General features: G+C 70.8%; 23 protein-coding genes. 12 read left to right on the top strand and 11 right to left on the bottom strand.

What is annotated here, in order from left to right; translation table 11 throughout:
• The first annotated feature begins 53 nt into the window (after positions 1-53).
• Positions 54-464, top strand: a complete 411-nt coding sequence (locus ABD714_RS20385) for a hypothetical protein (RefSeq protein WP_344814282.1) — start codon at positions 54-56, stop codon at positions 462-464.
• Between the two features lie 4 nt (positions 465-468).
• Positions 469-1,494 carry a magnesium and cobalt transport protein CorA gene (locus ABD714_RS20380; protein ID WP_344814281.1) on the top strand — a complete coding sequence of 342 codons (1,026 nt, stop codon included), beginning with the start codon at positions 469-471 and terminating at the stop codon, positions 1,492-1,494.
• A gap of 33 nt (positions 1,495-1,527) precedes the next feature.
• Here ABD714_RS20380 and ABD714_RS20375 read toward each other — a convergent pair whose 3' ends face one another.
• Complete coding sequence (locus ABD714_RS20375; protein ID WP_344814280.1) at positions 1,528-2,343, bottom strand: transglutaminase-like domain-containing protein; 816 nt, start codon at positions 2,341-2,343, stop codon at positions 1,528-1,530.
• A gap of 163 nt (positions 2,344-2,506) precedes the next feature.
• Between ABD714_RS20375 and ABD714_RS20370 the strand changes: the two genes are divergently transcribed.
• On the top strand, positions 2,507-3,343 hold the full coding sequence (locus ABD714_RS20370) for an aldo/keto reductase (protein ID WP_344814279.1): 837 nt from the start codon (positions 2,507-2,509) through the stop codon (positions 3,341-3,343).
• 67 nt (positions 3,344-3,410) lie between these two features.
• Here the strand turns inward: ABD714_RS20370 and ABD714_RS20365 are convergent, their stop codons facing one another.
• The 3 genes from ABD714_RS20365 to yczE form a co-directional block, all read right to left on the bottom strand.
• Complete coding sequence (locus ABD714_RS20365) at positions 3,411-4,715, bottom strand: DUF2786 domain-containing protein (RefSeq protein ID WP_344814278.1); 1,305 nt, start codon at positions 4,713-4,715, stop codon at positions 3,411-3,413.
• A 62-nt stretch (positions 4,716-4,777) separates the two neighbouring features.
• Positions 4,778-5,572, bottom strand: a complete 795-nt coding sequence (locus tag ABD714_RS20360) for a DUF1206 domain-containing protein (protein ID WP_344814277.1) — start codon at positions 5,570-5,572, stop codon at positions 4,778-4,780.
• Between the two features lie 93 nt (positions 5,573-5,665).
• Positions 5,666-6,334, bottom strand: a complete 669-nt coding sequence (yczE, locus tag ABD714_RS20355) for a membrane protein YczE (protein ID WP_344814276.1) — start codon at positions 6,332-6,334, stop codon at positions 5,666-5,668.
• A gap of 112 nt (positions 6,335-6,446) precedes the next feature.
• Here yczE and yczR point away from each other — a divergent pair, with 112 nt between their 5' ends.
• The gene (gene yczR, locus ABD714_RS20350; protein ID WP_344814275.1) at positions 6,447-7,868 is read left to right on the top strand and encodes a MocR-like transcription factor YczR; all 1,422 of its coding nucleotides are present in this window, start codon (positions 6,447-6,449) and stop codon (positions 7,866-7,868) included.
• A gap of 124 nt (positions 7,869-7,992) precedes the next feature.
• On the opposite strand, the gene ABD714_RS20345 is transcribed toward yczR, so the two are convergent.
• Complete coding sequence (locus tag ABD714_RS20345; RefSeq protein ID WP_344814274.1) at positions 7,993-8,577, bottom strand: HhH-GPD-type base excision DNA repair protein; 585 nt, start codon at positions 8,575-8,577, stop codon at positions 7,993-7,995.
• 95 nt (positions 8,578-8,672) lie between these two features.
• Here ABD714_RS20345 and ABD714_RS20340 point away from each other — a divergent pair, with 95 nt between their 5' ends.
• The 3 genes from ABD714_RS20340 (at position 8,673) to ABD714_RS20330 (ending at position 11,747) form a co-directional block, all read left to right on the top strand.
• On the top strand, positions 8,673-9,101 hold the full coding sequence (locus ABD714_RS20340; protein ID WP_344814273.1) for a CBS domain-containing protein: 429 nt from the start codon (positions 8,673-8,675) through the stop codon (positions 9,099-9,101).
• A gap of 116 nt (positions 9,102-9,217) precedes the next feature.
• Entirely contained in the window at positions 9,218-10,657 is a 1,440-nt protein-coding gene (locus tag ABD714_RS20335) for a GH1 family beta-glucosidase (protein ID WP_344814272.1), read from the top strand.
• A 4-nt stretch (positions 10,658-10,661) separates the two neighbouring features.
• Positions 10,662-11,747, top strand: a complete 1,086-nt coding sequence (locus tag ABD714_RS20330; protein ID WP_344814271.1) for a LacI family DNA-binding transcriptional regulator — start codon at positions 10,662-10,664, stop codon at positions 11,745-11,747.
• A gap of 57 nt (positions 11,748-11,804) precedes the next feature.
• Here the strand turns inward: ABD714_RS20330 and lpdA are convergent, their stop codons facing one another.
• Entirely contained in the window at positions 11,805-13,205 is a 1,401-nt protein-coding gene (gene lpdA, locus ABD714_RS20325) for a dihydrolipoyl dehydrogenase (protein WP_344814270.1), read from the bottom strand.
• A gap of 107 nt (positions 13,206-13,312) precedes the next feature.
• Here lpdA and ABD714_RS20320 point away from each other — a divergent pair, with 107 nt between their 5' ends.
• On the top strand, positions 13,313-14,839 hold the full coding sequence (locus tag ABD714_RS20320; protein ID WP_344814269.1) for a helix-turn-helix domain-containing protein: 1,527 nt from the start codon (positions 13,313-13,315) through the stop codon (positions 14,837-14,839).
• Positions 14,840-14,992: 153 nt separating this feature from the next.
• On the opposite strand, the gene pdxY is transcribed toward ABD714_RS20320, so the two are convergent.
• A complete protein-coding gene (gene pdxY / locus ABD714_RS20315) occupies positions 14,993-15,847 on the bottom strand; it encodes a pyridoxal kinase PdxY (RefSeq protein WP_344814268.1) in 855 nt (284 codons plus the stop codon).
• A gap of 110 nt (positions 15,848-15,957) precedes the next feature.
• Between pdxY and ABD714_RS20310 the strand changes: the two genes are divergently transcribed.
• From ABD714_RS20310 to ABD714_RS20295, 4 genes are all read left to right on the top strand, one after another.
• Positions 15,958-16,674: a PGPGW domain-containing protein gene (locus ABD714_RS20310; RefSeq protein WP_344814267.1), complete on the top strand. Its 717-nt coding sequence runs from the start codon at positions 15,958-15,960 to the stop codon at positions 16,672-16,674.
• A 52-nt stretch (positions 16,675-16,726) separates the two neighbouring features.
• Positions 16,727-17,536 (top strand): glycerophosphodiester phosphodiesterase family protein, encoded by an 810-nt coding sequence (locus ABD714_RS20305; protein ID WP_344814266.1) that lies wholly within the window; start codon positions 16,727-16,729, stop codon positions 17,534-17,536.
• Positions 17,537-17,800: 264 nt separating this feature from the next.
• Positions 17,801-19,138, top strand: a complete 1,338-nt coding sequence (locus ABD714_RS20300; RefSeq protein ID WP_344814265.1) for an MFS transporter — start codon at positions 17,801-17,803, stop codon at positions 19,136-19,138.
• A gap of 87 nt (positions 19,139-19,225) precedes the next feature.
• Positions 19,226-19,603 carry an RNA polymerase-binding protein RbpA gene (locus ABD714_RS20295; protein WP_344814264.1) on the top strand — a complete coding sequence of 126 codons (378 nt, stop codon included), beginning with the start codon at positions 19,226-19,228 and terminating at the stop codon, positions 19,601-19,603.
• A 149-nt stretch (positions 19,604-19,752) separates the two neighbouring features.
• Here ABD714_RS20295 and ABD714_RS20290 read toward each other — a convergent pair whose 3' ends face one another.
• From ABD714_RS20290 to ABD714_RS20275, 4 genes are all read right to left on the bottom strand, one after another.
• Complete coding sequence (locus tag ABD714_RS20290; RefSeq protein ID WP_344814263.1) at positions 19,753-20,304, bottom strand: FxsA family protein; 552 nt, start codon at positions 20,302-20,304, stop codon at positions 19,753-19,755.
• 10 nt (positions 20,305-20,314) lie between these two features.
• Positions 20,315-21,079 carry a polyprenol monophosphomannose synthase gene (locus tag ABD714_RS20285; RefSeq protein WP_344814262.1) on the bottom strand — a complete coding sequence of 255 codons (765 nt, stop codon included), beginning with the start codon at positions 21,077-21,079 and terminating at the stop codon, positions 20,315-20,317.
• Entirely contained in the window at positions 21,076-22,770 is a 1,695-nt protein-coding gene (lnt, locus tag ABD714_RS20280) for an apolipoprotein N-acyltransferase (protein ID WP_344814261.1), read from the bottom strand. The genes ABD714_RS20285 and lnt overlap by 4 nt, the downstream gene beginning before the upstream one ends.
• A 294-nt stretch (positions 22,771-23,064) precedes the next feature.
• The gene (locus tag ABD714_RS20275; protein WP_344814260.1) at positions 23,065-23,826 is read right to left on the bottom strand and encodes an SDR family oxidoreductase; all 762 of its coding nucleotides are present in this window, start codon (positions 23,824-23,826) and stop codon (positions 23,065-23,067) included.
• Positions 23,827-24,277: the final 451 nt, after the last annotated feature.

The raw sequence follows: 24,277 nt of genomic DNA, 5'->3' as shown, positions 1-24,277 counted from the left end.
CTCTGCCCCCACGCCCCGGACCGACGCACGCTCCCCGGGGGCACAATGACCTCATGGTCACCTCTCCCCCTCGGCCGCGCCTCCTGGTGGCGCTGCAGACCGAAGCCACGGTGCTGATGAGCCTGGCCATCGGCCAGGCCGGACTGGCCGCCGGCTTCCTCGGCGGCCAGGGCGGACTCAGACCGGTCCACGGCGTCAACGCGTACGCGCTGCTCGCGGTGACGGTGGCGATCATCCTCACCGCCGTCGCCCACCGTCGGTCCGGAGGGCCACGCTGGCCGGTGCTGGCGGGGGCGATCCTGCTGGTGGTCGAGACGCTCCAGCTCACCCTGGCCCGCTTCGACGTCGTGGGTCTGCACATCTTCTGCGGGGTGCTGTTCGTGGTGCTGGCCACGCTGCTGACGTCGTACCTGTTCCGGCCGGGCAACGTGTCGTCGACCGCCCGTCCGGCTGTGCGAGGCTGACGCCGTGCCGAAGCCGGGGGTGGTCGACAACGCCGTCTACGTCGACGGCTACCGGGTCGACTCCCCGCCGACCCTGGAGCAGACCTACGACCTGCAGAAGCGTCGCGAGGGACTGGCCTGGATCGGCCTCTACCGGCCCAGCGACACGATGATCCAGTCGGTGGCGCAGGAGTTCGACCTGCACTACCTGATGGTCGAGGACGCGATCGCGGCGCACCAGCGACCGAAGCTGGAGCGTTACGGCACGACCCTGTTCACCGTGCTGCGGCCGGCGCGCTACCTCGACGCCGAGGAGGAGGTCGAGTTCGGCGAGCTGCACGTGATCACCGGACCGGACTTCGTGGTCACCATCCGGCACGCCGAGCGCCCCGATCTGGCGCGCGTCCGGCTCCGGTTGGAGAACCACCCGGGACTGCTGGTGCAGGGCCCCGAAGCCATCCTGTACAGCATCATCGACCAGGTCGTGGACGACTACTCCCCCGTGGTCGCCGGTCTGGAGAACGACATCGACGAGATCGAGAAGCAGCTCTTCGACGGTGACCCGGACGTCTCCCAGCGCATCTACCTGCTGATGAGCGAGGTGATGGACTTCCAGCGCGCGGTCAAACCGCTGGTGGCCATGATGGACAACCTGGCACGGGGCTTCGAGAAGTACCGGGTGGACATCGAGCTGCAGCGCAACCTCCGCGACGTCCAGGACCACGTGCTGCGGATCGTCGACCAGGTGGACAGCTTCCGGATCCTGCTGCAGAACGCCCTGAGCGTGGACGCCACCCTGACCGCCCAGCGGCAGAGCGAGGAGACCCGGTTGCTCACCCAGACGAGTCTGGAGCAGGGTGACCAGATGAAGCGGGTCTCGTCCTGGGCCGCCATCTTGTTCGCACCGTCGCTGATCAGCGGCGTCTACGGGATGAACTTCACCCACATGCCCGAGCTCGACTGGCGGTTCGGCTACCCGATGGCGATCGCGATGATGGTCGCTCTCGCCCTGATCCTGTTCACCGTCTTCCGCCGCAAGGGCTGGCTGTGACGAGTCCGCCGGCGTGGCCCGCCCGCTGATCGACTACGACGTCGACTCCTCCGCCACCACGACCATCGACTCCAGCCACGGCGCTCCGAAGGCGGTGCTCATCGCCACGTCCGCGGCGTCGCGACCGACGCCGATCAGCACCCGACCCTTGCGCGGGGTGTTGTTGCGCGGGTCGAAGGTGTACCAGCGGTCACCCAGCCACACCTGCATCCACGCGGCGAAGTCCATCGGCGCGTCCTTGGCCTCGACCTCGATCTCGGGCAGGTAGCCGAAGACGTAGCGGGCCGGGATGTTCATCGCCCGACACAGCGAGACCCCGAGGTGGGTGAAGTCCCGGCACACGCCGTACCCGGACTCGTGCACGTCGGCGGCGGTGCTCCACGCGGTCGTCGTGCCGTACTGGAAGGTGAGGTGCTGGTTGACGTAGTCGCAGATCGCCTGCACCCGGCCGTAGCCCGGCTTCACCCCACCGAACCGGGACCACGCCTCGTTCGCCAGCACGTCGGGCAGGCAGAACCGGCTCGGCAGCGTGTAGATCATCACCTCGTCCGGCAGATCGGCCGGAGCGATCTCCGGGGCGTCCAGGTCGATCTCCTCGGTCGCGTCCGGCACCTCGGCCGTGGCCCGGAAGGTGATCTCCGAGCGGCCCGCCGGGAGCATCAGCCGACGACACCGGTTGCCGTAGCTGTCGCGGTAGCTCCGGGTCTGGATGGCCGGGTCGGTGTGCCACTGCTCGTCGGCGATGGTGGCGATGTCGCCGAGCACGGGTTCCACCTGGAACACGGCGTGCACGGGCCGCTGGGACCACTGGACGAAGGTGCAGCCGAGGTCGAGGCGTCGGGTACCCATGGTTTCCCCTTCGGGAGGCAGACAGAGCCGGTGCAGCAAAGCGTGGCGTACTGTCGAGAACTGACCTCAGGCGGGGCCGGCTCGGGAGAACCGGGGATTCGGCGTTGAACACCGCCTGGCGGTTTAAGAGGTAAACGTACCGGAGAAAGGACTCCCCTCCCCCATGACCTCAGCAGTTCCCGACATCGCCCTGAACAACGGCAGCAGCATCCCCCAGCTCGGCTTCGGGGTCTTCCAGATCCCGCCCGACCAGACCGCTGACGCGACAGCGCTCGCGCTGCAGGTCGGCTACCGGCACATCGACACCGCCGAGATGTACGGCAACGAGGCCGGTGTCGGTGAAGCCGTCCGGGCCTCGGGGATCGACCGCTCGGAGATCTTCGTCACCAGCAAGCTGAACAACGCCGCGCACGCCCACGACGACGCGCTGGCGGCGTTCGAGGAGACGCTGCGCACCCTCGACATCGGCTACGTGGACCTGTTCCTGGTGCACTGGCCGCTGCCCACCGTCACCGACTTCGTCGAGACGTGGAAGGCGATGGAGGAGATCTACGCCGGCGGCAGGGCCCGCGCGGTCGGGGTCTCCAACTTCCAGACCCACCACCTGAACCGACTGGCCGCCGAGTGCACCGTGGTGCCGGCCGTCAACCAGATCGAGGTCCACCCCTACCTGACCAACGAGACGGTGCGGGCGTACGGGGCGGACCACGGGATCGCCACCGAGGCGTGGTCCCCGATCGCCCAGGGCGGCGTCCTGGACGATCCCGCCATCGTGACCATCGCCGAGCGGCTGGACCGGACCCCGGCCCAGGTGACGCTGCGTTGGCACCTCCAGCGCGGCGACATCGTGTTCCCCAAGTCGGTGACCGAGTCGCGCGTGCGGGAGAACTTCGCCCTGTTCGACTTCGAGCTCACCGACGCCGACGTGGCGGCGATCAGCGCGCTGAACAAGGACGAGCGGACCGGGCCGGACCCGGACGTCTTCGACCGCGTGCCCTGATCTGGGGGTCGACCGGCCGGGCGGTCCTGGCCCGGTCGGTCGACACCGCTGGCCGTGGGCCGTCTCGTCAGCCGGTGAGGCGGCCCGCGACGAAGCTGGCGCGATCGGCGGCCCGGCGCCCGGCCTCCCACCCCTGCCGGTCGTAGCTGCGGGTCGAGGACATCTCCCGGGTGTGGGGGAAGAGCCGCTCGTACGTGGCCGCGACCGCCTCCTCCTGACGTCGCAGCACCGGGACCAGCTCGGAGCCGTACGCCGCCGTCGTCTCGGCGTCGGCAACATTTAGGCGCTCACCGATCCGGACCGCGTACGCGGTGAGGAACGCCCGCCGGAACCGGGGGGACCGGTCGAACGACCCCGGGTCGGCGGTCCCGGCCTCCGCCATCGCCCGGGTCGACTGGATCAGCAGCGACACGAACAGCAGCTCCACCTGGTCGACGTCGACCGGTGTGCCCACGACGGTGGCCATGGCGAGCTCGTCGGCCCATACCACCCGCGTCCGGTTCGCGCGGCCGACGGCGGACAGCAGATGGACCTTCTCGGCCGGGTAGGGACTGTCGATCAGCACCCGGTGGCTGACCACCTCGACGTCATCCAGGTCGCCCGCGTGCAGCAGCGCCTCGTCGATCGCGTGTCGCGTCATCATCGCCTGTGCCTTGCCCGACAGGGCCTCGGCCTCGGCGGCGAACTCGGTCGACTCCGCCTTGGCCAGCAGGGCGCGGATGGTGCCGAGCACTTTGTCTCGGCTCGGACCCGGCCCGGGTGGCGACCCGGTGGTGCGGGGCGGTGGCGTGCCGGGGGGCGGTGTGCCGGGGGGCGGTGTGCCGGAGGTCGTGGTCGGGGTCGGGTCGGTCCGCCAGGCGGAGGGCGGTGGCAGGGTGCGGGTCAGCGGCGGCAGCTCGCCGAGGCGGACGAGCAGGCGCAGGGCACCCGCCCAGGCCGACAGCGACGGGACACCGGCCGCGACCAGCCGGTCGACCGCACGCCAGTCGCCCCCGGTCGGCCAGCGCCCGAGATCGGCCGCCCGGGCCTGGTCGGCGGCCGCGTCGAGCTGCTCCCGCCAGGCCGGCGGCGCCAGCCCGGCCCGAGGCGACCGCCGGACCTGCTCGAGGGCGACGTCCGCAGCCAGCGCCGAGGACCACGTGTCCAGCCGACCGGCCACGTGCAGCAGGTCCCGCGGTTGCCAGCCGTGCTCCCACAGCCGGCCGACCGTGGCGAGGAGGTCGGCGCTGACCAGCGCGTCCAGCCCGGCCAGCAGATCGTCCGGCACGCCGCTCAGCTCGCGCCCGACCAGCCGGGAGAAGCCGGACTGGTTGGTCTTGGCCCTGGCCCAGCCCATCAGGCGCGCCAGCAGGGCACCGGCCTCGTCATCCATGGCAGCCACTCAAGCAGCCCTCACCGACATCTGGTCTTCGCGCGGGGTCGTACGCCGGCCGCCTAGGTCTTGGCGTTCCGGGCCCAGGCCAGGCAGTAGATGCCGAAGGCGGCGAAGCCGGCGGCCATGGCCAGCAGCAGCACCGGGCCGAACGGCTGGTCCCGCAGCGTGCTCAGGGCAGCGTCCATGCCGCCTGCCTTCTTCGGGTCGTGCTTGGCCGCCGCCCAGCCGAAGAGCACCCCGACCAGGCTCAGCGCGACGCCCTTCGCGATCCAACCGAGGGTGCCGAGCACCACCACGGAGCGACTCACCCCGCCGGCCAGGTCGCGGGTGACGAACTTCTGCCGGACGCCTTTGACGATCTGGCTGACGCCCACGGCCAGCACGATCAGGCCGACCGCCACCACCAGCACCCGGCCGAACGGCACGCTCATCAGCCGGGCCGACAGCGTCTCCTCGGCCTCACCCGATCCCGAGTTCGCCCCGGTCCCGGTGGCGATCCGGATCGCGGTGAGGGCGAGCAGCAGGTAGACGACCGCCTTGCCGGCCGCCCGACCGCGGTTCTTCACCTGGTCCTTGACGTCGGCCCCGGGTTTCCCGGCCACGGCCTCGAGGCCCTGCCACAGCACCAGAGCCAGCAACCCGGCAGCCATCACCCAGAGCAGCACCTGGCCGAACGGCTGCTGGCCCAGCTGCTGCAGGGCACCGGTGGTCGAGGCGTCGTCGCCGCCACCGCCGCCGAGCGCCACCTGGGCGGAGATCCAGGCCAGCACCACGTGCACCAGGCCGTAGCTCACCAACCCGACGCGGACCAGGACCTGATAGCCGTGACGGCTGGCGAGCTCGGCGGAGGGCACGCGCCCATCCGACACCGCCACCGGCCCGACGTCAACGTCCGGACCGTCCACCGTCGGCGTTCGGCTGCGCCGCCGTTCCCCCCGCGGGGTCGGTCAGCGCAGGTCTGGCTGGTCCACCGGGAGCCGGACCACGGTGAACCGGAGGAAGAACTGGACCAGCGGGCCGATGGAGACGGCGTAGAGGACGGTGCCGACCCCGATCGTGCCGCCCAGCAGCACGCCGATCACCAGGACGGTCAGCTCGATCCCGATCCGCACCAGGCGCAGGCTGCGGCCCGTGCTGGCGGCGAGACCGGTCATCAGACCGTCGCGGGGCCCGGGCCCGAGCTGGCTGCCGATGTAGATCGCCCCCGCCAGGCCGTTCACCACCACCGCGCTGATCATCATCACGATCTGGACGGCGAGGTGGTCCGGCGCCGGGATCAGCCAGAGGCCGACGTCGGCCGCGACCCCGACCACCACCACGTTGCTCACGGTCCCCAGACCGGGCTTCTGCCGCAACGGGATCCAGAGCAGCAGCACGACGGCGCCGACCACGATGGTGACGGTCCCGAAGCTCAGCGGCAGGTAGTGGCTGAGCCCCTGGTGCAGCACGTCCCACGGGTCCAGCCCGAGGCCGGCGCGCACCAGCAGCGCCATCGACATCCCGTACAGCACCAGTCCGAAGAACAGCTGCGGCAACCGCCGGCCGAGGCGGCCGGCCCGCAGCTGCTCCACAGGGCCGAGGGTGGTCAGGCCGCTGCGGAGGGTCGTCGTGGTCACGGGCCCAGCATGGTGTCGGAGCGGTCTCCGAACCATGGCCACCCATGACGAAGTGGACTGATCTTCGGGTCGCCTCTCGCGCATGTGGCCTGTTCGGGCCAGAATTGGCCTGGTGATCGCCTCCCGAGTGACCGCCCAGCAGCTGGCCCGTCTGCTCGGTGCCCCCCCGCTCACGCACCCCCGGTACGAGGACCTGGCGGCCCGGGTCCGGATGCTGCTGGTCGACGGACGACTGGCGGCGAGCACCCGGCTGCCCAGCGAGCGCAGCCTGGCCGAGGCCCTCGCGCTGAGTCGCACGACGATCGCGGCGGCGTACGCGCGGCTCCGCGACGCGGGGTACGTCGAGGCTCGGCGGGGCTCCGGGCACGTGACCACCGGCCGGGTGAACGTCCCGACCACCACCACGGCGTCCCCGTTGCCGGAGGGGGTGATCAGCCTGACGTACGCCGCCGGTCCCGCACCGACCCAGGTGGCCACCGCCTTCGGTCGTGCCCTGGAGCGGATGGGTCCCCTGCTGGCCGACCCCGGCTACCTCCCCGAGGGGCTCCCGGAGCTGCGGGCCAGGATCGCCGACCGGTACGTGGCCCGCGGGTTGGCGACCCGACCGGACCAGATCGTCGTCACCTCCGGAGCGGTGGCCGCCCTCAACGTGGTGCTGCGCACGGTGCTGACCACCGGTGACCGGGTGGTGTGTGAGTCGCCGACGTACCCGGGCGCGGTCGACGCGATCCAGCGCTCGGGGGGTCGTGGCGTGCCGTGGCCCCTCACCGAGGGAGGGTGGGACCCGGAGCGGCTCGAGGTGGTGCTGCGTCAGTCGGCGCCGCGGATGGCGTACCTGATGCCGGACTACCACAACCCGACCGGGGCGCTGATGCCCGGCGAGCAGCGGGCGGCCACCGCGCGGCTGCTCCGGCGACACGGTGTGCGGCCGGTGATCGACGAATCCACCGCCGAGCTGAGGCTGGAGGGTCGGGTCGAGGTGCCGTTCGCCGTCGCCGCGCCCGAGGCGATCACCATCGGATCCGCCAGCAAGGCGTACTGGGGTGGGCTGCGGATCGGCTGGATCCGCGCCCCGCGCGAGCTCGTCCGGCCGTTGGTCGAGCAGCGGGCCGTTCTCGACGTGGCGTCTCCGGTGTTCGAGCAGCTGGTCCTGGCCGACGTGCTGGCCGATCCCGAGCCGCTGCTGGCGGAGCAGCGCCTGCGCTTGCTGAGCCAGCGCGACCGGCTGGTCGCCGACCTCGCCGAGCGGCTGCCCGACCTGCGGGTGCCGACCCCGGCCGGCGGGCTCGTGCTGTGGTCCGAGCTGCCCACCGAGTCCTCCACCCGGCTGGCCATGGCCGCGGAGCGCCACGGGCTGCTGCTCACCCCGGGGCCCCGCTTCTTCGTGGGCGGTGGTGGGGAACGGCATCTCCGGCTGCCGTACACGCAGCGGCCCGAGGTCGCCGACCGGGCGGTGGATCGGCTCGTCGCCGCCTGGACCGACCAGGTCCGCGACCCACGGCCCATCTCCCCCTGGCTCTCCCTCACCGCCTGAGTCCCGTCCCTTCTCGCTCGGGATCGAGCCGTTCGCTCGGGTTGCACCTGGTGCAGGACGCAGGATCCCGAGCGAGAGCGGGCGGATGGGGGCGGTGGTTGGGAGCGGGGGCTCAGGCGGGGGCTCAGTCGGTGGGGGTGGCGGTTGCCTTCTTGGCCGCCTTGAGGGCCCGCTTGGTGTCGCGTACGCGCTGCAGGGACTCGTCGTCGACGATGTCGGCGACGGACCGGAACACCCCTTCCTCCCCGAACGGGGCCGCCGCGTCGCGCCAACCGAGGGGGGTGACTCCGCGCTGCTTGCCCAGCAGGGCGGTGAAGATGGTCGCCTTCTCCTCCCCGAAGCCGGGCAGCGCGAGCAGACCCTGCTTGACGTCCTCACCGCTCTCGGCATCGGCCCAGACGTTCTCGGCCCGCCCGTCGAACCGCTCGACCAGGGTGCGGCAGACCTGGTGGACGCGCTTGCCCATCGACCCGGGGAAGCGGTGGATCGCCGGCTTGGCGGCGCAGAGGGCCACGAACTCGTCCTCGGGCATCGCCGCGATGGCGGCGACGTCGAGCGTGCCGCCCATCCGCTCGGCGATCACCGCGGGACCCACGAACGCCTTCTCCATCGGCACCTGCTGATCCAGCACCATGCCGATCAGCAGGGCGTTCAGGTCGGCGTCGAGGAGCGCGTCGGCGGTGGCGTTGCCGGTCAGGTAGGTGGCCATGGCGCCATTCTGACGCAGCCTGCGGTAGAGGCGTTCGCCCTGGTCAGGCGGAGCCGGGACCGATAGCCTGCCCCTAGGGCTCAAGGAGGTCTGTCATGCGTATCCGCGACATTCTCCAGACCAAGGGATCCGACGTGGTGGTGATCGCCCCGGACTCCTCGGTGCGCGACCTGGTGACGCTCCTGCGTCAGCACAACCTCGGCGCCGTGATCGTCTCGACCGACGGGACGACGATGACGGGGATCGTCTCCGAACGCGACGTGGTCCGTCGACTGGCCACCGATGCCGACGTCCTGTCCGCGCGGGTGGCCGACGTGATGACCGACGTGGTGCACACCTGCAGTCCGCAGGACTCCGTCGACTCGCTGATGGCGACGATGACCGACCACCGGATCCGGCACCTGCCGGTGCTCGACGCCGACGGCCACCTCAGCGGCATCGTCAGCATCGGCGACGTGGTCAAGTCCACCATCACCACGCTGCAGTACGAGCGCGACCGGCTGCAGGAGTACGTCAGCTCCTGACCCGTCGTGAGCGGCTGCACGCGACTAACAATTGACAGTCGATCGGCCCACTCCTACGTTGAGAGCGCTCTCACCTGGGAGTGACGGGTTCGACGACGAACGCAAGGAGCCTTCTGATGGCCGAGCGCCGATTCGATGACCGCTTCCTCTTCGGGGCGGCGACCGCGGCCTTCCAGATCGAGGGAGCGAACCACACCGACGGTCGGACGGACTCGATCTGGGACGTCTTCTGCCGGGTCGAGGGTGCGGTGATCAACGGCGACGACGGGTCGGTCGCCTGCGACCACTACCACCGCCACGACGACGACGTGGCCCTGATGGCGTCCCTCGGGTTGCAGAGCTACCGGTTCTCCACCTCCTGGGCCCGGGTCCAGCCCGACGCCCGGGCGGCCAACCCGAAGGGTCTCGACTTCTACTCCCGGCTGGTGGACGAGCTGCTGGAGCGGGACATCCTGCCCTGGCTGACGCTCTACCACTGGGACCTGCCGCAGACGCTGCAGGACGACGGCGGCTGGGCGAACCGGGACACCGCCTACCGGTTCGTCGACTACGCCCGCCTGGTCCACGACCGTCTCGGCGACCGGGTCCGGGTCTGGACCACGCTGAACGAACCGTGGTGCTCGGCCTTCCTCGGGTACGCCGCCGGGGTGCACGCCCCTGGCCTCCAGGACGCCGGTCAGAGCCTCGCGGCCGCCCACCACCTGATGCTCGGCCACGGCCTGGTGGTGCAGCAGCTCCGCGCCGCGGACGAGGAGCTCCGGCTCGGCCTCACCGTGAACCTCACCCCCTTCCGTCCGGCAGACCCCCGAGATCCGGCCGACCTCGAGGCCGTACGCCAGCTGGACGGGCAGGCCAACCGGATCTTCCTGGACCCGATCTTCAGGGGCCGCTACCCCGACGACGTGCTGGCCGACGTCGCCGGTCTGGGTCTGGAGGACGTGATCCACGACGGGGACCTGGAGATCATCTCGACGCCGATCGACGTGCTCGGAGTGAACTACTACCAGGACGCGGTGGTCAGCGGCTCGCCGACCGGACCGGTCACCGCCACCGAGGCGCCGACCGACCGGGTGACCGGGTCCCCGTTCCCGGCGGTCCGGGACGTCTACCCGGTCGAGCAGGACGTGCCCCGGACGGACATGGGCTGGGTGATCTCCCCCGACGGCCTCCGGCAGCTGCTGCACCGGATCCACGACGAGTACGCGGCGCCGGCCGGCACCGACCTCTACGTCACCGAGAACGGCGTCGCCTTCGCCGACCGGGTGGCTCCCGACGGCAGCGTGGACGACGGCGACCGGGTGGCCTACCTGCGATCGCACCTGGGGGCCGTGCACCGCGCCATCGCCGAGGGTGTCCCGGTGAAGGGCTACTTCTACTGGTCGCTGATGGACAACTTCGAGTGGGCCTGGGGCTATGCGAAGCGCTTCGGCATCGTCGCCGTCGACTACGAGACGCAGCGGCGCACGGTCAAGGCGTCCGGCTGGGAGTACGCCAACATCATCGCCGCCCGCAGTCTCGACCACGCCGAGACCGCGGTTGAGGTAGGACAGAGGTAGACCGATGCCTGTGCAGGAGGCGGTGACGGCCGTGGAGGACGAGGAGAAGACCGCGAGCGACACCGAGACCACAGTCCCCCGGACGAAGCTCTCCGGTGCTCCGACCCTGGAGCGGGTCGCGGCGGAGTCCGGGGTGAGCCGCTCCACCGTGTCCCGGGTCGTGAACGGGTCACCGAAAGTGCGGCCGGAGGTGGTGGAGGCGGTCAACGCGGCGATCGAGCGGCTGAACTACGTGCCCAACCGGGCCGCGCGCTCGCTGGCCAGCCGGCAGACGTACGCGATCGCGCTGCTGGTCCCGGAGCGGGTGATGACGTTCTTCAACGACCCGTTCTTCGCCTCGGTGGTGCAGGGCATCACCGCCGGGATGGAGGACAGCGACTACATCCTGAACCTGCTCGTCTCCAGCTCCGACCCGACCCGGAAGACCCGTCGCTACCTGCGCGGCGGCAACGTGGACGGGGCCTTCGTGGTGTCCCACCACGCCGCCGACCGGGACCTGGCCGACCTCTGCGACATCATGCCGGTGGTCTTCGGCGGCCGACCGGCGCTCCCCGACCTCGCAGCCTGCCACTACGTCGACATCGACAACGTGCAGGGCGCCCGGACGGCGGTCGAGCACCTGGTCGTCTCGGGGCGGCGACGGATCGCCACCATCACCGGTCCGGACGACATGCTGGCCGCGGTCGACCGGCGGACGGGCTGGCTCCACGCCCTCCAGGCCGCCGGCCAGCGCGCCGACGCGATCGCCGTCGGCGACTTCACCGAGGACGGCGGGGCGGCGGCCGTACGGACCCTGCTGTCGCGCTGGCCGGACCTCGACGCGGTGTTCGTGGCCAACGACCTGATGGCCCGTGGAGCGCTCCGGGTGCTGGCCGAGTCCGGTCGGGCGGTGCCCGACGACGTGGCCGTGGTCGGCTACGACGACTCCCCCGCCGCCACCGCGATGCGCCCGGAGCTGACCACTGTCGCCCAGCCGTCGGAGACGATGGGCCGCCGGATGGCGGAGCTGCTGCTGGCCCTGCTGCACGGCGACGAGGTCGAGCCACCGCCCCTGCTGCCCACCACCCTGGTCGTCCGCGAGACCGGCTGACCGGGACGCAGAACGGCCGGGTCCCGAAGGGCCCGGCCGCCGCCGATCAGACGTTCCTCACATGTTGATCATGTGACCCGAGATGCCGTGGGCAACCTCCTTGAGGGCCTCGGACAGCGTCGGGTGGGCGTGCACGGTGCGGGCGACCTCTTCGGCGGTGAGCTCCCACTGCTGGGCCAGAACGAGCTCGGGCAGCAGCTCGGTGACCTCCGGGCCGATCATGTGCAGGCCGAGGATCTCGCCGTGCTTGGCGTCCGCGACGAGCTTGACGAAGCCGGTCGCCTCCCCCAGGCCGTGCGCCTTGCCGTTGGCGGTGAAGGGGAACTTGGCCGTCTTGACGTCGTAGCCCTTGTCCTTGGCCTGCTGCTCGGTGTAGCCGAACGAGCCGATCTGCGGCTGGCAGTAGGTCGCCCGCGGGATCATGTCGTAGTTCACGGGCATGGTCTCGGCACCGGCGATCGTCTCGGCGGCGACCACGCCCTGGGCCTCGGCCGTGTGGGCCAGCAGCAGCTTCCCGGTGCAGTCGCCGATGGCGAGGATGCTCGGCACGTTGGTGCGCATGTAGTCGTCGATGGCCACCGCCCCCCGCTCGGTCAGCTCCACGCCGGTGTTCTCCAGGCCGTACCCCTGGGTCCGCGGGGCGAAGCCGATCGCCTGCATGACCTTGTCGGCCTCGAGCACGCCCTTGTCGCCGTCGCCCTTGGCCGGGGACACGGTGACCTTCACCTTGTCGCCGCTGTCGTCGATCGACTCGACCTTGGTGCCGGTCAGGACCTTCACACCCAGCTTCTTGTACGCCTTGGCCAGCTCCGCGCTGATCTCGGGGTCCTCCAGCGGGACCATCCGGTCCAGGAACTCCACGATGGTGACGTCGACGCCGTAGTTGGCCAGCACGTACGCGAACTCGACCCCGATGGCGCCGGAGCCGGCGATGATGATCGACTTCGGCAGCTCCTCGGTCAGGATCTGCTCCTCGTAGGTCACCACGCGGTCGCTGAGCGAGGTGCCCGGCAGCAGCCGGGTGGTGGCGCCGACCGACAGGATGCACTTGTCGAAGGTGACCTCGGTGGTGCCCTTGGGTCCCTCGACGCTGATCGACGTGGCGTCCTTGAAGGTCCCCCACCCGTCGATCTCGGTGACCTTGTTCTTCTTCATCAGGAAGTGCACGCCCTTGGCCATCCGGTCGGCCACCGTGCGGCTGCGCTTGAAGGCCACGCCGAAGTCGAAGCTGACGTCGCCGTTGATGCCGAACGTCTTCGCCTCGTGGGTGAACAGGTGGGCGACCTCGGCGTTGCGCAGCAGCGACTTCGTGGGGATGCAGCCCACGTTGTTGCACACCCCGCCCCAGTACTTGAGCTCGATGATCGCGGTCTTCAAGCCGAGCTGGGCCGCGCGCACCGCGGCGACATAGCCGCCGGGACCGGCACCGAGCACGACGACGTCATAGTGGTCACTCATGCCGCTACTCTAGAGAAGCCGTGGAGGGCCATGCCACCGGCCGGTGTGTGGAACACGACACGCCCTCGATACCGAAAATATCTCACCGATGAGTTACTGTCGTTCGCGTGACGGATACTTCACTGGATCGGATCGGCTCCCTTATTCGCGATGCCCGCAAGCACCGTGGTCTCACCCAGACCCAGCTCGCGAGCGTCCTCGGCACCAGCCAGAGCGCGGTGCACCGGATCGAGGCCGGTAACCAGAACGTCAGTCTGGAGATGGTCAACCGGATCGCGGCGGCCCTGGACTCGCCGTTGATCTCGGTCGGCCCGAGCGGCCCGGTGCACCTGCGGGTGCGCGGCGGGGCCAAGCTGAACGGCAGCATCGAGGTCCGTTCGTCGAAGAACGCGGCCGTCGCGCTGCTGTGCGCGAGCCTGCTGAACCGCGGCCGTACGGTGATCCGGGGCATCGCCCGGATCGAGGAGGTCAACCGGATCCTCGAGGTGCTGGTGAGCATCGGGGTGGAGGCCAACTGGCTCAACGGTGGCGCCGACCTCGAGCTCATCCGCCCGCACGAGCTGAATCTCGACCGGATGAACCTGGAAGCCGCGCGGCGGACCCGCAGCGTGATCATGTTCCTCGGCCCGCTGCTGCACAGCTACGACAACTTCCAGCTCCCGTACGCCGGCGGCTGCGACCTCGGGGCCCGGACCATCGAACCGCACCTGCAGGTGCTGCGCCGCTTCGGTCTGGACGTCACCGCGACCGACGGCTTCTACCTGTGCAAGGTCGATCCGGCGGTCGAGCCGGAGCGGCCGATCATCCTGACCGAGCGCGGCGACACCGTGACCGAGAACGCGCTGCTGGCCGCTGCGTTGTCCCCCGGGGTGACGGTGCTGCGCAACGCCAGCCCCAACTACATGGTCCAGGACCTGTGCGTCTTCCTCACCCGGCTGGGCGTGGAGATCGACGGCATCGGCACCACGACGCTGCGGATCCGCGGCGCGCGGCAGATCAACACCGACGTGGAGTTCGCGCCGTCGGAGGACCCGATCGAGGCCATGAGCCTGATCACCGCGGCCATCGTCACCTCTTCCGAGGTCGAGATCCGGCGGGCACCGATCGAGTTCCTCGAGATCGAGCTGGCCATCCTGGAGGAGATGGGTCTGGACTTCACCCTCGGCGAGGAGTACACGGCCGCCAACGGCCACACCCGCCTGGTCGACCTGGTCGTCCGCCCCTCGCGGCTCGCGTCGCCGATCGACAAGATCCACCCGATGCCGTTCCCCGGGCTCAACATCGACAACCTGCCGTTCTTCGCCGTGATCGCGGCCACCGCGCAGGGCAAGACCGTCATCCACGACTGGGTCTACGAGAACCGCGCGATCTACCTGACCGAGCTGAACCGGTTGGGCGCGCACGTGCAGCTGCTCGACCCGCACCGGATCATCGTCGAGGGCCCGACCCGCTGGCGGGGCCAGCAGGTCGTCTGCCCGCCGGCCCTGCGTCCGGCCGTCTGCATCCTGATCTGCATGCTCGCCGCGCGCGGTGAGTCCGTGCTGCGCGACGTCTACGTCATCAACCGTGGCTACGAGGACCTGGCCAACCGGCTCAACGCCCTGGGCGCGAACATCGAGGTGTTCCGGGACTGATCGGCGCCGACCTCGCCAGCAGCTGGCGGCAGCCGGCGGGGGCGTCAGCTGGCGGGGGCGTCGCAGCCCGCCCGGTGGAAGTCGTCCGTGGTCGGGAAACCCGGCCCGCCGCCCGCCGCCCGTCACCGGCACCGGCACCGGCCCCGCCGCCGGTCACCGGAGCCGGCGGACCTCGAACGTGGTCGTCGGCGACGCGATCTCGTCCTGGGCGGCCACCAGCTGCAGCTCGGACAGCCCGGACTCGACGGTGGTCTTCAGCACCCCGTAGACCACAGCTGCCGTCCGGCCGACCGCCGTCTCCACCGAGCCGGTGGCCAACAGCGAGGCCAGGAAGGTGGCCGCGGTCAGGTCGCCGGCGCCGGTGAAGGTCCGCGGCAGCAGCGGGGTGGTCACCGACCAGGCGCCCTCCCCCGTCACCGCCAGCATGTCGATGGTGCCCTCGGCAGCCTGGTCGTGGACCACCGAGGTCACCAGCACCGTCTCCGGTCCCAGGGCCCGGGCGGTGTCGGCAGCGGCCAGCACCTCGGCCAGGGTGCCGGTGGACCGGCCGGTCAGGTACTCCAGCTCGAACTGGTTCGGCGTGATGATCTGCGCCGCCGGCACGACGGTGTCGCGCATCAGCTCGGGGATGCCGGGCCGGACGAAGAACCCGCGGCCGACGTCACCCATCACCGGGTCGCAGCAGTACACGGCCGCGGGGTTGCGGGTCTTCACCAGCGCCACGGCGTCCAGGATCGCGGCGCCCACGTCCTCGCCGCCCTGGTAGCCCGAGAGGACCGCCTCCACCCGGTCCAGGGCGCCACGCTCGTCGATCCCGGTGATGACCTCGGTGACGTCGGCGGCGCTGAGCAGGGGGCCGCGCCACTGGCCGTACCCGGTGTGGTTGGAGAAGTGCACGGTCAGCACGGGGTAGACCTCCACCCCCATCCTCATCAACGGGAACGTGGCCGCGCTGTTGCCGACGTGGCCGTACGCGACCGAGGACTGGATGGACAAGATGGTGGTCACGGTGGTCATTCTGGCACCCGGGACGCCGGCCCCAGACGGCTCGACGACGACCAACAGCGTGTGACCGGGGCCACTCCCGGGCCTTGACCCGTCCCCCTAGAGTTGTGCCCATGTCGGCCGGCGTCGAGGACAGGAGCAGCCGCGATGTGCGTAGCGGCACCGGTCTGGCCCACGGCCACCCGCGCCACGCAGCTGTTCGGACGCCGCTCCGGATCCCGACGTCGCCCGTGACCGCCGCTCCCGCCGAGCCCGATCCCGGCCCCGTCGACACCGGCCGGACGCCCTCCACGGACCGCCCCGCCGGTCCCGCCGCCGCCGATGCCGGTCCCGCCGCCGCCGATGCCGGTCCCGCGGCCGCCGACGACGGGGTCGAAGGCGGCGCCTCGGGCTCGACGGAGAAGCATCATCACCACGTCCTGATCGAGTCGGAGGAAGACCGCTGGGCCTGGCGGCGCCGGATCCGGCAGAACCCCCACCAGCTCCGCGTGTACCGGGTCGGGGTCGGGTTCGCCGGTCTGCTGCTGATCTGCCTCGGCCTGGTCACCGGCCCGCTGCCGGGCCCCGGGGGCATCCCGCTGGTGCTGCTGGGGCTGGCCATCTGGTCCAGCGAGTTCGAGTGGGCCTATCGGCTGCGACAGCGGTTCAAGGCCGAGATCAAGAAGTTCCGCGCCTGGCCGACCAGCCGGAAGGTCGCCTTCTGGCTCGTCTTCTTCGTGGTCTGCGCCGGGTTCGGCTACACCTACCTCGTCGTCCTCGGTCCCCCCTTCTGGATGCCGGCCGTGGGGGCCAACCTGCTCGAGCACCTGCCCGGGGTCGAGGCGGGCTGATCCCGCGGCGCCGGTCCGCGCACGGCACGCCCCGGTCTGCTGGAATGACGGCATGCGCGCCGCTGAGTACGCCTTCCTCGACGCCGACTTCCTCGCCTTCGCCCACCGGGGTGGCGCCCATTACCCGCCCAACCTCCACCGGGAGAACAGCCGGCACGCCTTCGCCCAGGCGGTGGCGCTCGGCTACCGCTACCTGGAGACCGACGTCCACCTGACCGCCGACGGGGTGCTGGTCGCGTTCCACGACGAGGCGCTCGACCGGGTGACCGACAGGACCGGGCGGATCGCCGAGCTGCCGTACGAGGTCGTGTCCCGAGCCAGGATCGGCGGGCAGGACCCGATCCCGTTGCTCTCGGAGCTGTTCGAGGACTTCCCCCGGGCCCGCTTCAACATCGACGCGAAGTCCGCCGCCGCCGTGGCCGCACTGGCCCGGACCATCGCCGAGCACGACGCGTACGACCGGGTCTGTGTCAGCTCGTTCGGGATCCGACGCCTGCATCGCCTGCGGCGGCTGCTCGGACCGCGGACCGCCTCGGCGGCGTCGTCGGCCGGCATCGCGATCAACCGCTTCGGCCCGTGGCTCACCGCCGTCCTGGACTCCCCCGCCCCGGTGCTCCAGATGCCGATCGACCGGCGCGTCTTCGGCCGCGACCTGCGCATCCTCACCGAACGGCTCGTCGCCACCGTCCACCGGCACGGCAAGCAGGTGCACATCTGGACCGTGGACGACGCGGCGCAGATCGAACAGCTCCTCGCTGCGGGTGTCGACGGCATCTTCACCGATCGACCTGACACGCTCAGGAGCGTGCTGCAGCGCCACGGACGTTGGACGAGCGACCAGACCCCGGAGGTCGGCTCGTGACCGTGCTCTTTGGTCGCGCTCCGCGCTCTGCGGTCACCAGCTCCGCGACGTCTCGCTCGTTCGTCACGCTTCCGGACGACGAAGAGCGTGTCGCCCGGAATCGCTCCTGCACTCCCGAGAGGCTCCGCCGGTGACCGTGCTCTTTGGTCGCGCTCCGCGCTCTGCGGTCACCAGCTCCGCGACGTCTCGCTCGTTCGTCACGATTCCGGACGACGAGGAGCGTGTCGCCCGGAATCGCTCCTGCACTCCCGAGAGGCTCCGCCGGTGACCGTGTCCGATGGTCGCGCTCCACGCTCCGCGGTCACGACGCACCGCCGTCGGGCCGTCGTCGCCTGGGCCTCGTGGGACTGGGGGTCGTCGGCGTACTCGACCATCGTGGTCAGCTTCGTGTTCGCGCCGTACCTGGCCAACACCGTCGGCGGACCCGACGCCGCTCTCGGGCTGTCCGGGGCGACCTGGTTGGGCATCTCGACGACCGTGGCGGGCGTGCTGATCGCCGTCCTGGCGCCGGTGACCGGTCAGCGGGCCGACGAGGGCGGCCGCCGTCGCGCCAGCCTGGGCGTCTTCACCGCGCTGGTGATCGTCAGCACCCTGGGACTGTTCTTCGTCCGCGACGCGCCGGCCTACCTGTGGCTGGGGCTGGTGCTGATGGCGGCGGGGTCGGTGTTCATGGAGTTCGCGTACGTCTCCTACAACGCGATGCTGCACCAGATCTCCACACCGGCGACCATCGGCCGGATCTCCGGGTTCGGCTGGGGCAGCGGCTACCTGGGCGGGATCGTGGTGCTGCTGGCGTCCTACCTGCTCTTCATCTCCCCGGAGGTGGGCCTGTTCGGCGTGACCGATGCCGACGGACTGCGCTACCGGGCGCTCGCGGTGGTGGTCGCCGTCTGGTTCGCCGTGTTCGCGATCCCTGTCCTGGTCACCGTGCCGGAGGTGCCGGCGACCCGGTCGACACGACTGAGCTACCTCGCCTCGTACCAGAAGCTGATCGCCGACGTCCGGACGCTGTTCCGCACCGACCGGCACGTGGTGTGGTTCCTGCTGGCCAGCGCCATCTACCGCGACGGCCTGGCCGCGGTCTTCAGCTTCGGGGCGGTCCTGGCGGTGTCGGTGTACGGCCTGAGCGCGTCCGGAGTGGTGATCTTCGGGGTCGCGGCCAACGTGGTGGCCGCCGTCGGGGCGTTCGCCGGCGGGCTGCTGGAGGACCGGGTCGGACCCAAGCCCATCATCCTGGTGTCGCTCATCGGGCTGGTCGTGGCCGCCGTCGTGCTGCTGTTCGGGTCGGGACCGACCATGTTCTGGATCTTCGGTCTCGCCCTGTGCCTGTGGGTCGGACCGGCCCAAGCCAGCTCCCGCTCGTTCCTGGCCCAGCTCGCCCGGCCGGGGCAGGAGGGCCAGCTGTTCGGCCTGTACGCAACCACCGGCCGCGCGGTGTCCTTTCTGGCCCCGGGGCTGTTCGCGCTGTTCAGCGGCATCTTCGCCAGTGACCGGATGGGTATCCTCGGGATCGCGGTCGTGCTTCTCGCCGGTGGTGCCTGCCTGGTCTTCGTCCGTCCCCCCGCCGGGCGCCGCTCTGCGGAGACGGCGGATCTTCGCTAGCGTGGGGCGGAACATTCACGATGCATCGATAGTTGAACCTCTCGGGGAAAAGAAACCACACAGGTTGACAGCAGTCGGGAGGCAGACATGGCAGATCGTTCTTTGCGAGGCACCGGTCTCGGTGCGAAGAGCTTCGAGGACGAAGCGGGTGTCGAGTTCGCGGCGCGCCAGGAAGTCGGTTTCGACTGCTCTCGCGGCCACCACTTCACCTTGATGTTCGCCGCGGAGGCGGACACGCCGGCGGCGTGGGAGTGCCCCCGCTGTGGTGCCGAGTCGTTGCGCTCCGACGGTGTGCGGGCCGAGGCCAAGGAGGAGAAGCCCGTGCGGACGCACTGGGACATGCTCCGGGAGCGTCGTAGCATCGCCGAGCTCGAGGATCTCCTGGCCGAGCGGCTCGACCTCCTGCGGTCGGGCGCGCTGGGTCCGAACTACGCGTCCTCGAACCGTTCCCGCAAGAGCGCCTGAGCACGGCTGACCCGCACCGGGTCGGCCCGCTCGAGCACGTCCCTGGCACGTGATCCCACCGGATCAGGTGCCAGACGTGTGTCTGGGCCCGGGTGGCCGCCACGGCATTCCGCCCCGACCAGGACCTGCCCGTGACCGGGGACGCGAGCTCAGCGCTGCTGACCGGGCGGCCGGCCGGGGCCGTCCTCGATCTCGCCGGAGATGACCACCGGTCCCTCGGCGGTACCGGTCGAGGGATCGGGCACGGTCTCCCCCTCGATCACCGAGCCGTCCCGGCGGGCGTACCCGGTCGGCATGCCGAGTCGGCTCATCCGCCGGGCGACCGCGTAGGCCAGCACCTTCCTGGCCAGCGGCCGGGTGAACGGCAGCAGGAACAGCAACCCGAAGACGTCGGTGACGAAGCCGGGCATCACCAGCAGCACGCCGCCGACCAGGATCAAGGCGGTGTCGGCGAGCTCACCGGTCGGCATCTTGCCGCTGGCGAACGCCCCGTTCAGCGCCTTCCAGGCGCGCGTCCCCTCGCGACGCATCAACCACGCGCCGAGCAGGGCCTCGCCGACGAGGATGGCCAGCGTCCACCAGACGCCGATGAGCTGGCCGACCTGGATGATCAGGTAGATCTCCAGGAACGGCAGCGCCACCATGCCCACCATCACCAGCGGCAGGATCCACCCGCCGCCGCGGGGCCGTGGCTGCGTCACCGTCGCCATCTCAGGTCAGCTCCCGCCGTCGTCGGCCGACGAGCTCCCGGAGCTGCCCGGCGCGGTGCTTGACACCCCACCAGGTGGTGCGGACGAGGGCCTCGGCCACGATCTTCTGGCTCATCTTGGACTGACCGTACTCCCGCTCGACAAAGGTGATCGGCACCTCGACGACGCGGAAACCGGCCTTGAGGGCACGCCAGCCGAGGTCGATCTGGAAGCAGTAGCCGGCCGAGGCGATCTCGTCCACCCTGATCCCCCGCAGCGTCGCCGCGCGGAACGCGTTGAACCCACCGGTGGCGTCGCGCAGCGGGACACCGAGCATCATCCGGGTCCACAGGCTGCCGCCCCGCGACAGGATCTCGCGCGACTTCGGCCAGTTGACGACCTTCCCACCGGGGACCCAGCGGGAGCCCTTGACCATGTCGGCGTCCCGCAGCGCCTCCAGCAGCAGCGGTAGCTGCTCGGGCTGGTGGGAGCCGTCGGCGTCGTGCTCGACCAGCACGCCGTACCCCTGCTCGAGTCCCCACGCGAAGCCGGCCAGGTAGGCCGCACCGAGACCCTCCTTGCCGAGCCGGTGCAGCACGTGGATGTGGTCGTCGGCGGCGGCCAGCTCGTCGGCCCGCTGTCCGGTCCCGTCGGGTGAGTTGTCGTCGGCGACCAGGATGTGCGCATCCGGCACGGAGGCCCGCAGCCGGGAGGTGATCATGTCGATGTTCTCCCGCTCGTCGTACGTCGGGATGATCACCAACACCCGACCGAGGTCGTCGCTCATCTGCCTGCTGCCTCCGGGTCCGGACTCCCCTGACCGGCCGGCCAGGACGACTCATCCTGCCGTACGCGGGCCGTCGCTGTCCGCCCACGAGCCCGGCCGGCGAGTGCGGCCAGCCCCAGGACGACCGCCAGCAGACCGCCCAGCGCCAGCCCCCGGTCCAGCCACGGGGCCACCACCACGGCGGGGGTGAGCCCACTGCGCAGCGGCATGTCGACCACCAGCGAGGCGGCGGTGAACTCGGTGGTCCGGCGGACCACCCGCCCGTCGGCGTCGATGAAACCCGAGACGCTGTTGGTGGTGGCCACGGCGATCTCCCGGCGGCTCTCCATCGCCCGGGCCCGGGTGATGGCGAACTGCTGCTCGATCTGACCGGTGCCGCCGTAGGTGGCGTTGTTGCTCTGCACGACCAGCACCTGGGCGCCGTTGGCCAGGGTGGAGTAGATCGTGGAGTCGTAGGCCAGCTCGAAGCAGATGATGTCGCCGACCTTGATCGTGCGGCCGTTCAGCGGGACGGTCAGCACCCCCGGAGAGGTGCCGGGCACCGACTGGGCGCCGACCTCGGCCAGGATCGGGACCAACGGCAGCAGCTGGGTCCGGAACGGGATCCACTCCCCGAAGGGCACCAGGTTCTGCTTGTTGTAGCGGGCCAGGATGCCGGCCACCGGGTCCCACCACAGAGCGGCCGTCTGCCGCTCGTCGACGCCGGGTCCCTCCATCACGGCGCCGACCAGGATCGGCCGGCCGGCGATGGTGGCCGCCGCCTGGACGGTGCGGCCGGTGGTCGGGTCCAGGGTCGGGTCGATGTCGGTCGAGTTCTCCGGCCAGAGGATGAAGTCCGGCATCGGCACGAGGCCGAGGCGGGCCTTCACCATCAGGTTCACGGTCTCGCTGAGGTGGTTGTTGGTGACCGAGCGGGCTCGGCCCAGCGCCTCGATCCCCTTGCCGGGCACGTTGCCCTGCACGATGCCGACCCGGACGGAGCCGTCGGCGGGAGGGGCGCTGAGGGGGACGGCGCGGACGCCGACCCCGAGCAGCACCAGCACCAGCAGACCGACGCCGAGCGGGATCAGGCGACGGGTCAGCCCGGCGGTCCGGTGGAGGGTCAGCTGGACCGCGTACGCGACCGTCTGGGCGACCGCGGCCACCAGGAAGGACACGCCGGCTACCCCGATCAGCGGCAGGAAGCCGGCCAACGGGGTGTCCACCGCCGCGTACGCGAGCCGGACCCAGCCGAAGCCACCGAACGGCATCCGCGAGTACAGGAACTCGATCAGCGACCAGCACAGCGCAGCGGCCAGCGGCCACCAGCGCAGCGCCGAGGTCAGGTGCAGCAGAAGGCCGAGCAGACCGAGGAAGAGCGCCTCGAACGCGATCAGCAGGACGGCGACCCAGCTGCCGAGGACGTGGATCCAGCTGATCGACACGCCGAGCAGGCCGAGTCCGTACAGGTAGCCGACCCCGAACGCCGACCGCCGCGGACGGGTGGTGTCGCCGTCCCGGACCAGCAGGGTCAGCGCGGGAACACCGATGAGCAGCAGCGGCCACAGCCCGTACGGCTGCCAGGCGAGCCCGGTGACCGCCCCGGCGAGCACGGCGGCCAGGCCCCGCAGCCAGCGGTTGTGCCGCCAGCCGAAGCGATCAGGGATGTCGACCGGACCCGGATCGAGCACGTCGGCACGGGCGGTGGACACCCCGAGATCCTACTGGCCGGGACCAGTGGCGACGGGACGTCGATGACCGGCGTGCTGTTCGACTGCGGTGACCGGTTCTGCGGTGGTCCGGTTCGCGGTGGGGGTGGGTGGGAGGTCTCGGGCCAACCATCCGCCCTCGCAAGCTCGGGCTCCCGCCAGACCCATCCACGGCCCTTCGACGCACCCACCCACGCCCACCGCTCTGCTGCCGACGTGCGTGTCCAGGACGCCCGGTCCCAGTGACAGGAGCAAGGGCGGACCCGTTGAACTAAGGGCCGCATCGCGGAACACCCCTCAGACGGGGATGTGGCCTTTCGGGAAGCCTCCGTTGCTGTAGAGGAGCTGGCCGTTGATCCAGCTGCCCTGGTCGGACAGCAGGAAGCGGATCAGGTTGGCCACGTCGGTGGGGGTGCCCAGGCGGCCGAGGGGTTGGGAGGCCAGACCGCTGGCCCGGATCGCGTCGTCCATCCAGCCGGTGTCGACCGGGCCGGGGTTGATCACGTTGGCCCGCAGGCCACGGTCGCCGAGCTCGTGGGCGGCGGCGAGGACCAGGCGGTCCAGGGCACCTTTGGTCGCGCCGTACGGGAGGTTGTTCACGGTGTGGTCGCTGGTCAGGGCGATGACGCTGCCGCCGCTGTCCGGCAGCTGGCGCGCGAAGGCGGCGGTCAGCAACCAGGTGGCCCTGACGTTGACGGCGTAGTGCCGGTCGAAGCTCTCGACGGTGGTGTCCAGGACACCTGAGTCGACGCTCTCGCAGTGCGACATGACCAGCGCGTCGAGAGGTCCGAGCAGGCCGGCCGCCCGGTCCACCAGTCCGGCCGCCTGATCGGGCTGCTCGAGGTCGGCCTCGAGCAGCTCGACCCGTCGCCCGCCGGCCCGTAACCGGTCGGCCAGCTGCTCGGGGTCGTCGGGTTCGCCGACCAGACCGAGCCGGGCGTCGTACGGCTGCCAGGAGGACAGGACGAGGTCCCAGCCGTCCTCGGCCAACCCGGCCGCAACGCCGGCGCCGATCCCCCGCAGCCGTCCCACCCCGGTCACCAGTGCGCGTCGTGTCATCGCCCCAGCCTCGGGCATCCCGTAGATGCGGATCCTGAAGAATTGCGGTCACCTGGCTCAGAAGGGTCCTGATCAAGTCGGAGGTCTACCGGGACGGCTTCGACGTCGCAGGTGGTGACTGGTTGGACGACGTCTTGACCTGGCTCCGCGAAGCGCTCACCGCGATGCCGGTCGACCGGGTGCTGATGCGGCTCAGGAGACCTTCACGGTGAACGAGACCGAGCTGGGGCCGGACCAGGGTCGGCGGTCAGTCTTTCGTGGCGGCGCGGACCGGCGGCCCTTCGACGACGACGACCTGGCGGTCGCGCCCTACGTCCTGTGGTCCCGGGTTACGCTGGACCGCCAGACCGTGGCGCTGCAGGGCCGTTCGGGTTCCACCCCGTGTAAGGGCCAGGACCTGGGGTTGACCGGTCGCGTTAGCGGTGCTCCAGCTGCTGAGCGACGGTCTGAG

This window comes from Microlunatus aurantiacus, from assembly GCF_039536605.1.
Lineage (GTDB): Bacteria > Actinomycetota > Actinomycetes > Propionibacteriales > Propionibacteriaceae > Microlunatus > Microlunatus aurantiacus.
Note: the sequence above shows the minus strand (reverse complement) of the source record. Positions and strands in the feature narration are given on the sequence as shown.

Bases quoted from the DNA above. Each gene is read 5' to 3' on its own strand.
- ABD714_RS20375 (WP_344814280.1), bottom strand. From the start codon at position 2,343: ATGGGTACCCGACGCCTCGACCTCGGCTGCACCTTCGTCCAGTGGTCC.
- ABD714_RS20370 (WP_344814279.1), top strand. From the start codon at position 2,507: ATGACCTCAGCAGTTCCCGACATCGCCCTGAACAACGGCAGCAGCATC.
- ABD714_RS20275 (WP_344814260.1), bottom strand. From the start codon at position 23,826: ATGACACGACGCGCACTGGTGACCGGGGTGGGACGGCTGCGGGGGATC.
- lpdA (WP_344814270.1), bottom strand. From the start codon at position 13,205: ATGAGTGACCACTATGACGTCGTCGTGCTCGGTGCCGGTCCCGGCGGC.
- ABD714_RS20340 (WP_344814273.1), top strand. From the start codon at position 8,673: ATGCGTATCCGCGACATTCTCCAGACCAAGGGATCCGACGTGGTGGTG.
- ABD714_RS20335 (WP_344814272.1), top strand. From the start codon at position 9,218: ATGGCCGAGCGCCGATTCGATGACCGCTTCCTCTTCGGGGCGGCGACC.
- ABD714_RS20385 (WP_344814282.1), top strand. From the start codon at position 54: ATGGTCACCTCTCCCCCTCGGCCGCGCCTCCTGGTGGCGCTGCAGACC.
- ABD714_RS20310 (WP_344814267.1), top strand. From the start codon at position 15,958: ATGTCGGCCGGCGTCGAGGACAGGAGCAGCCGCGATGTGCGTAGCGGC.
- ABD714_RS20345 (WP_344814274.1), bottom strand. From the start codon at position 8,577: ATGGCCACCTACCTGACCGGCAACGCCACCGCCGACGCGCTCCTCGAC.
- ABD714_RS20330 (WP_344814271.1), top strand. From the start codon at position 10,662: ATGCCTGTGCAGGAGGCGGTGACGGCCGTGGAGGACGAGGAGAAGACC.
- ABD714_RS20305 (WP_344814266.1), top strand. From the start codon at position 16,727: ATGCGCGCCGCTGAGTACGCCTTCCTCGACGCCGACTTCCTCGCCTTC.
- ABD714_RS20285 (WP_344814262.1), bottom strand. From the start codon at position 21,079: ATGAGCGACGACCTCGGTCGGGTGTTGGTGATCATCCCGACGTACGAC.
- ABD714_RS20365 (WP_344814278.1), bottom strand. From the start codon at position 4,715: ATGGATGACGAGGCCGGTGCCCTGCTGGCGCGCCTGATGGGCTGGGCC.
- ABD714_RS20295 (WP_344814264.1), top strand. From the start codon at position 19,226: ATGGCAGATCGTTCTTTGCGAGGCACCGGTCTCGGTGCGAAGAGCTTC.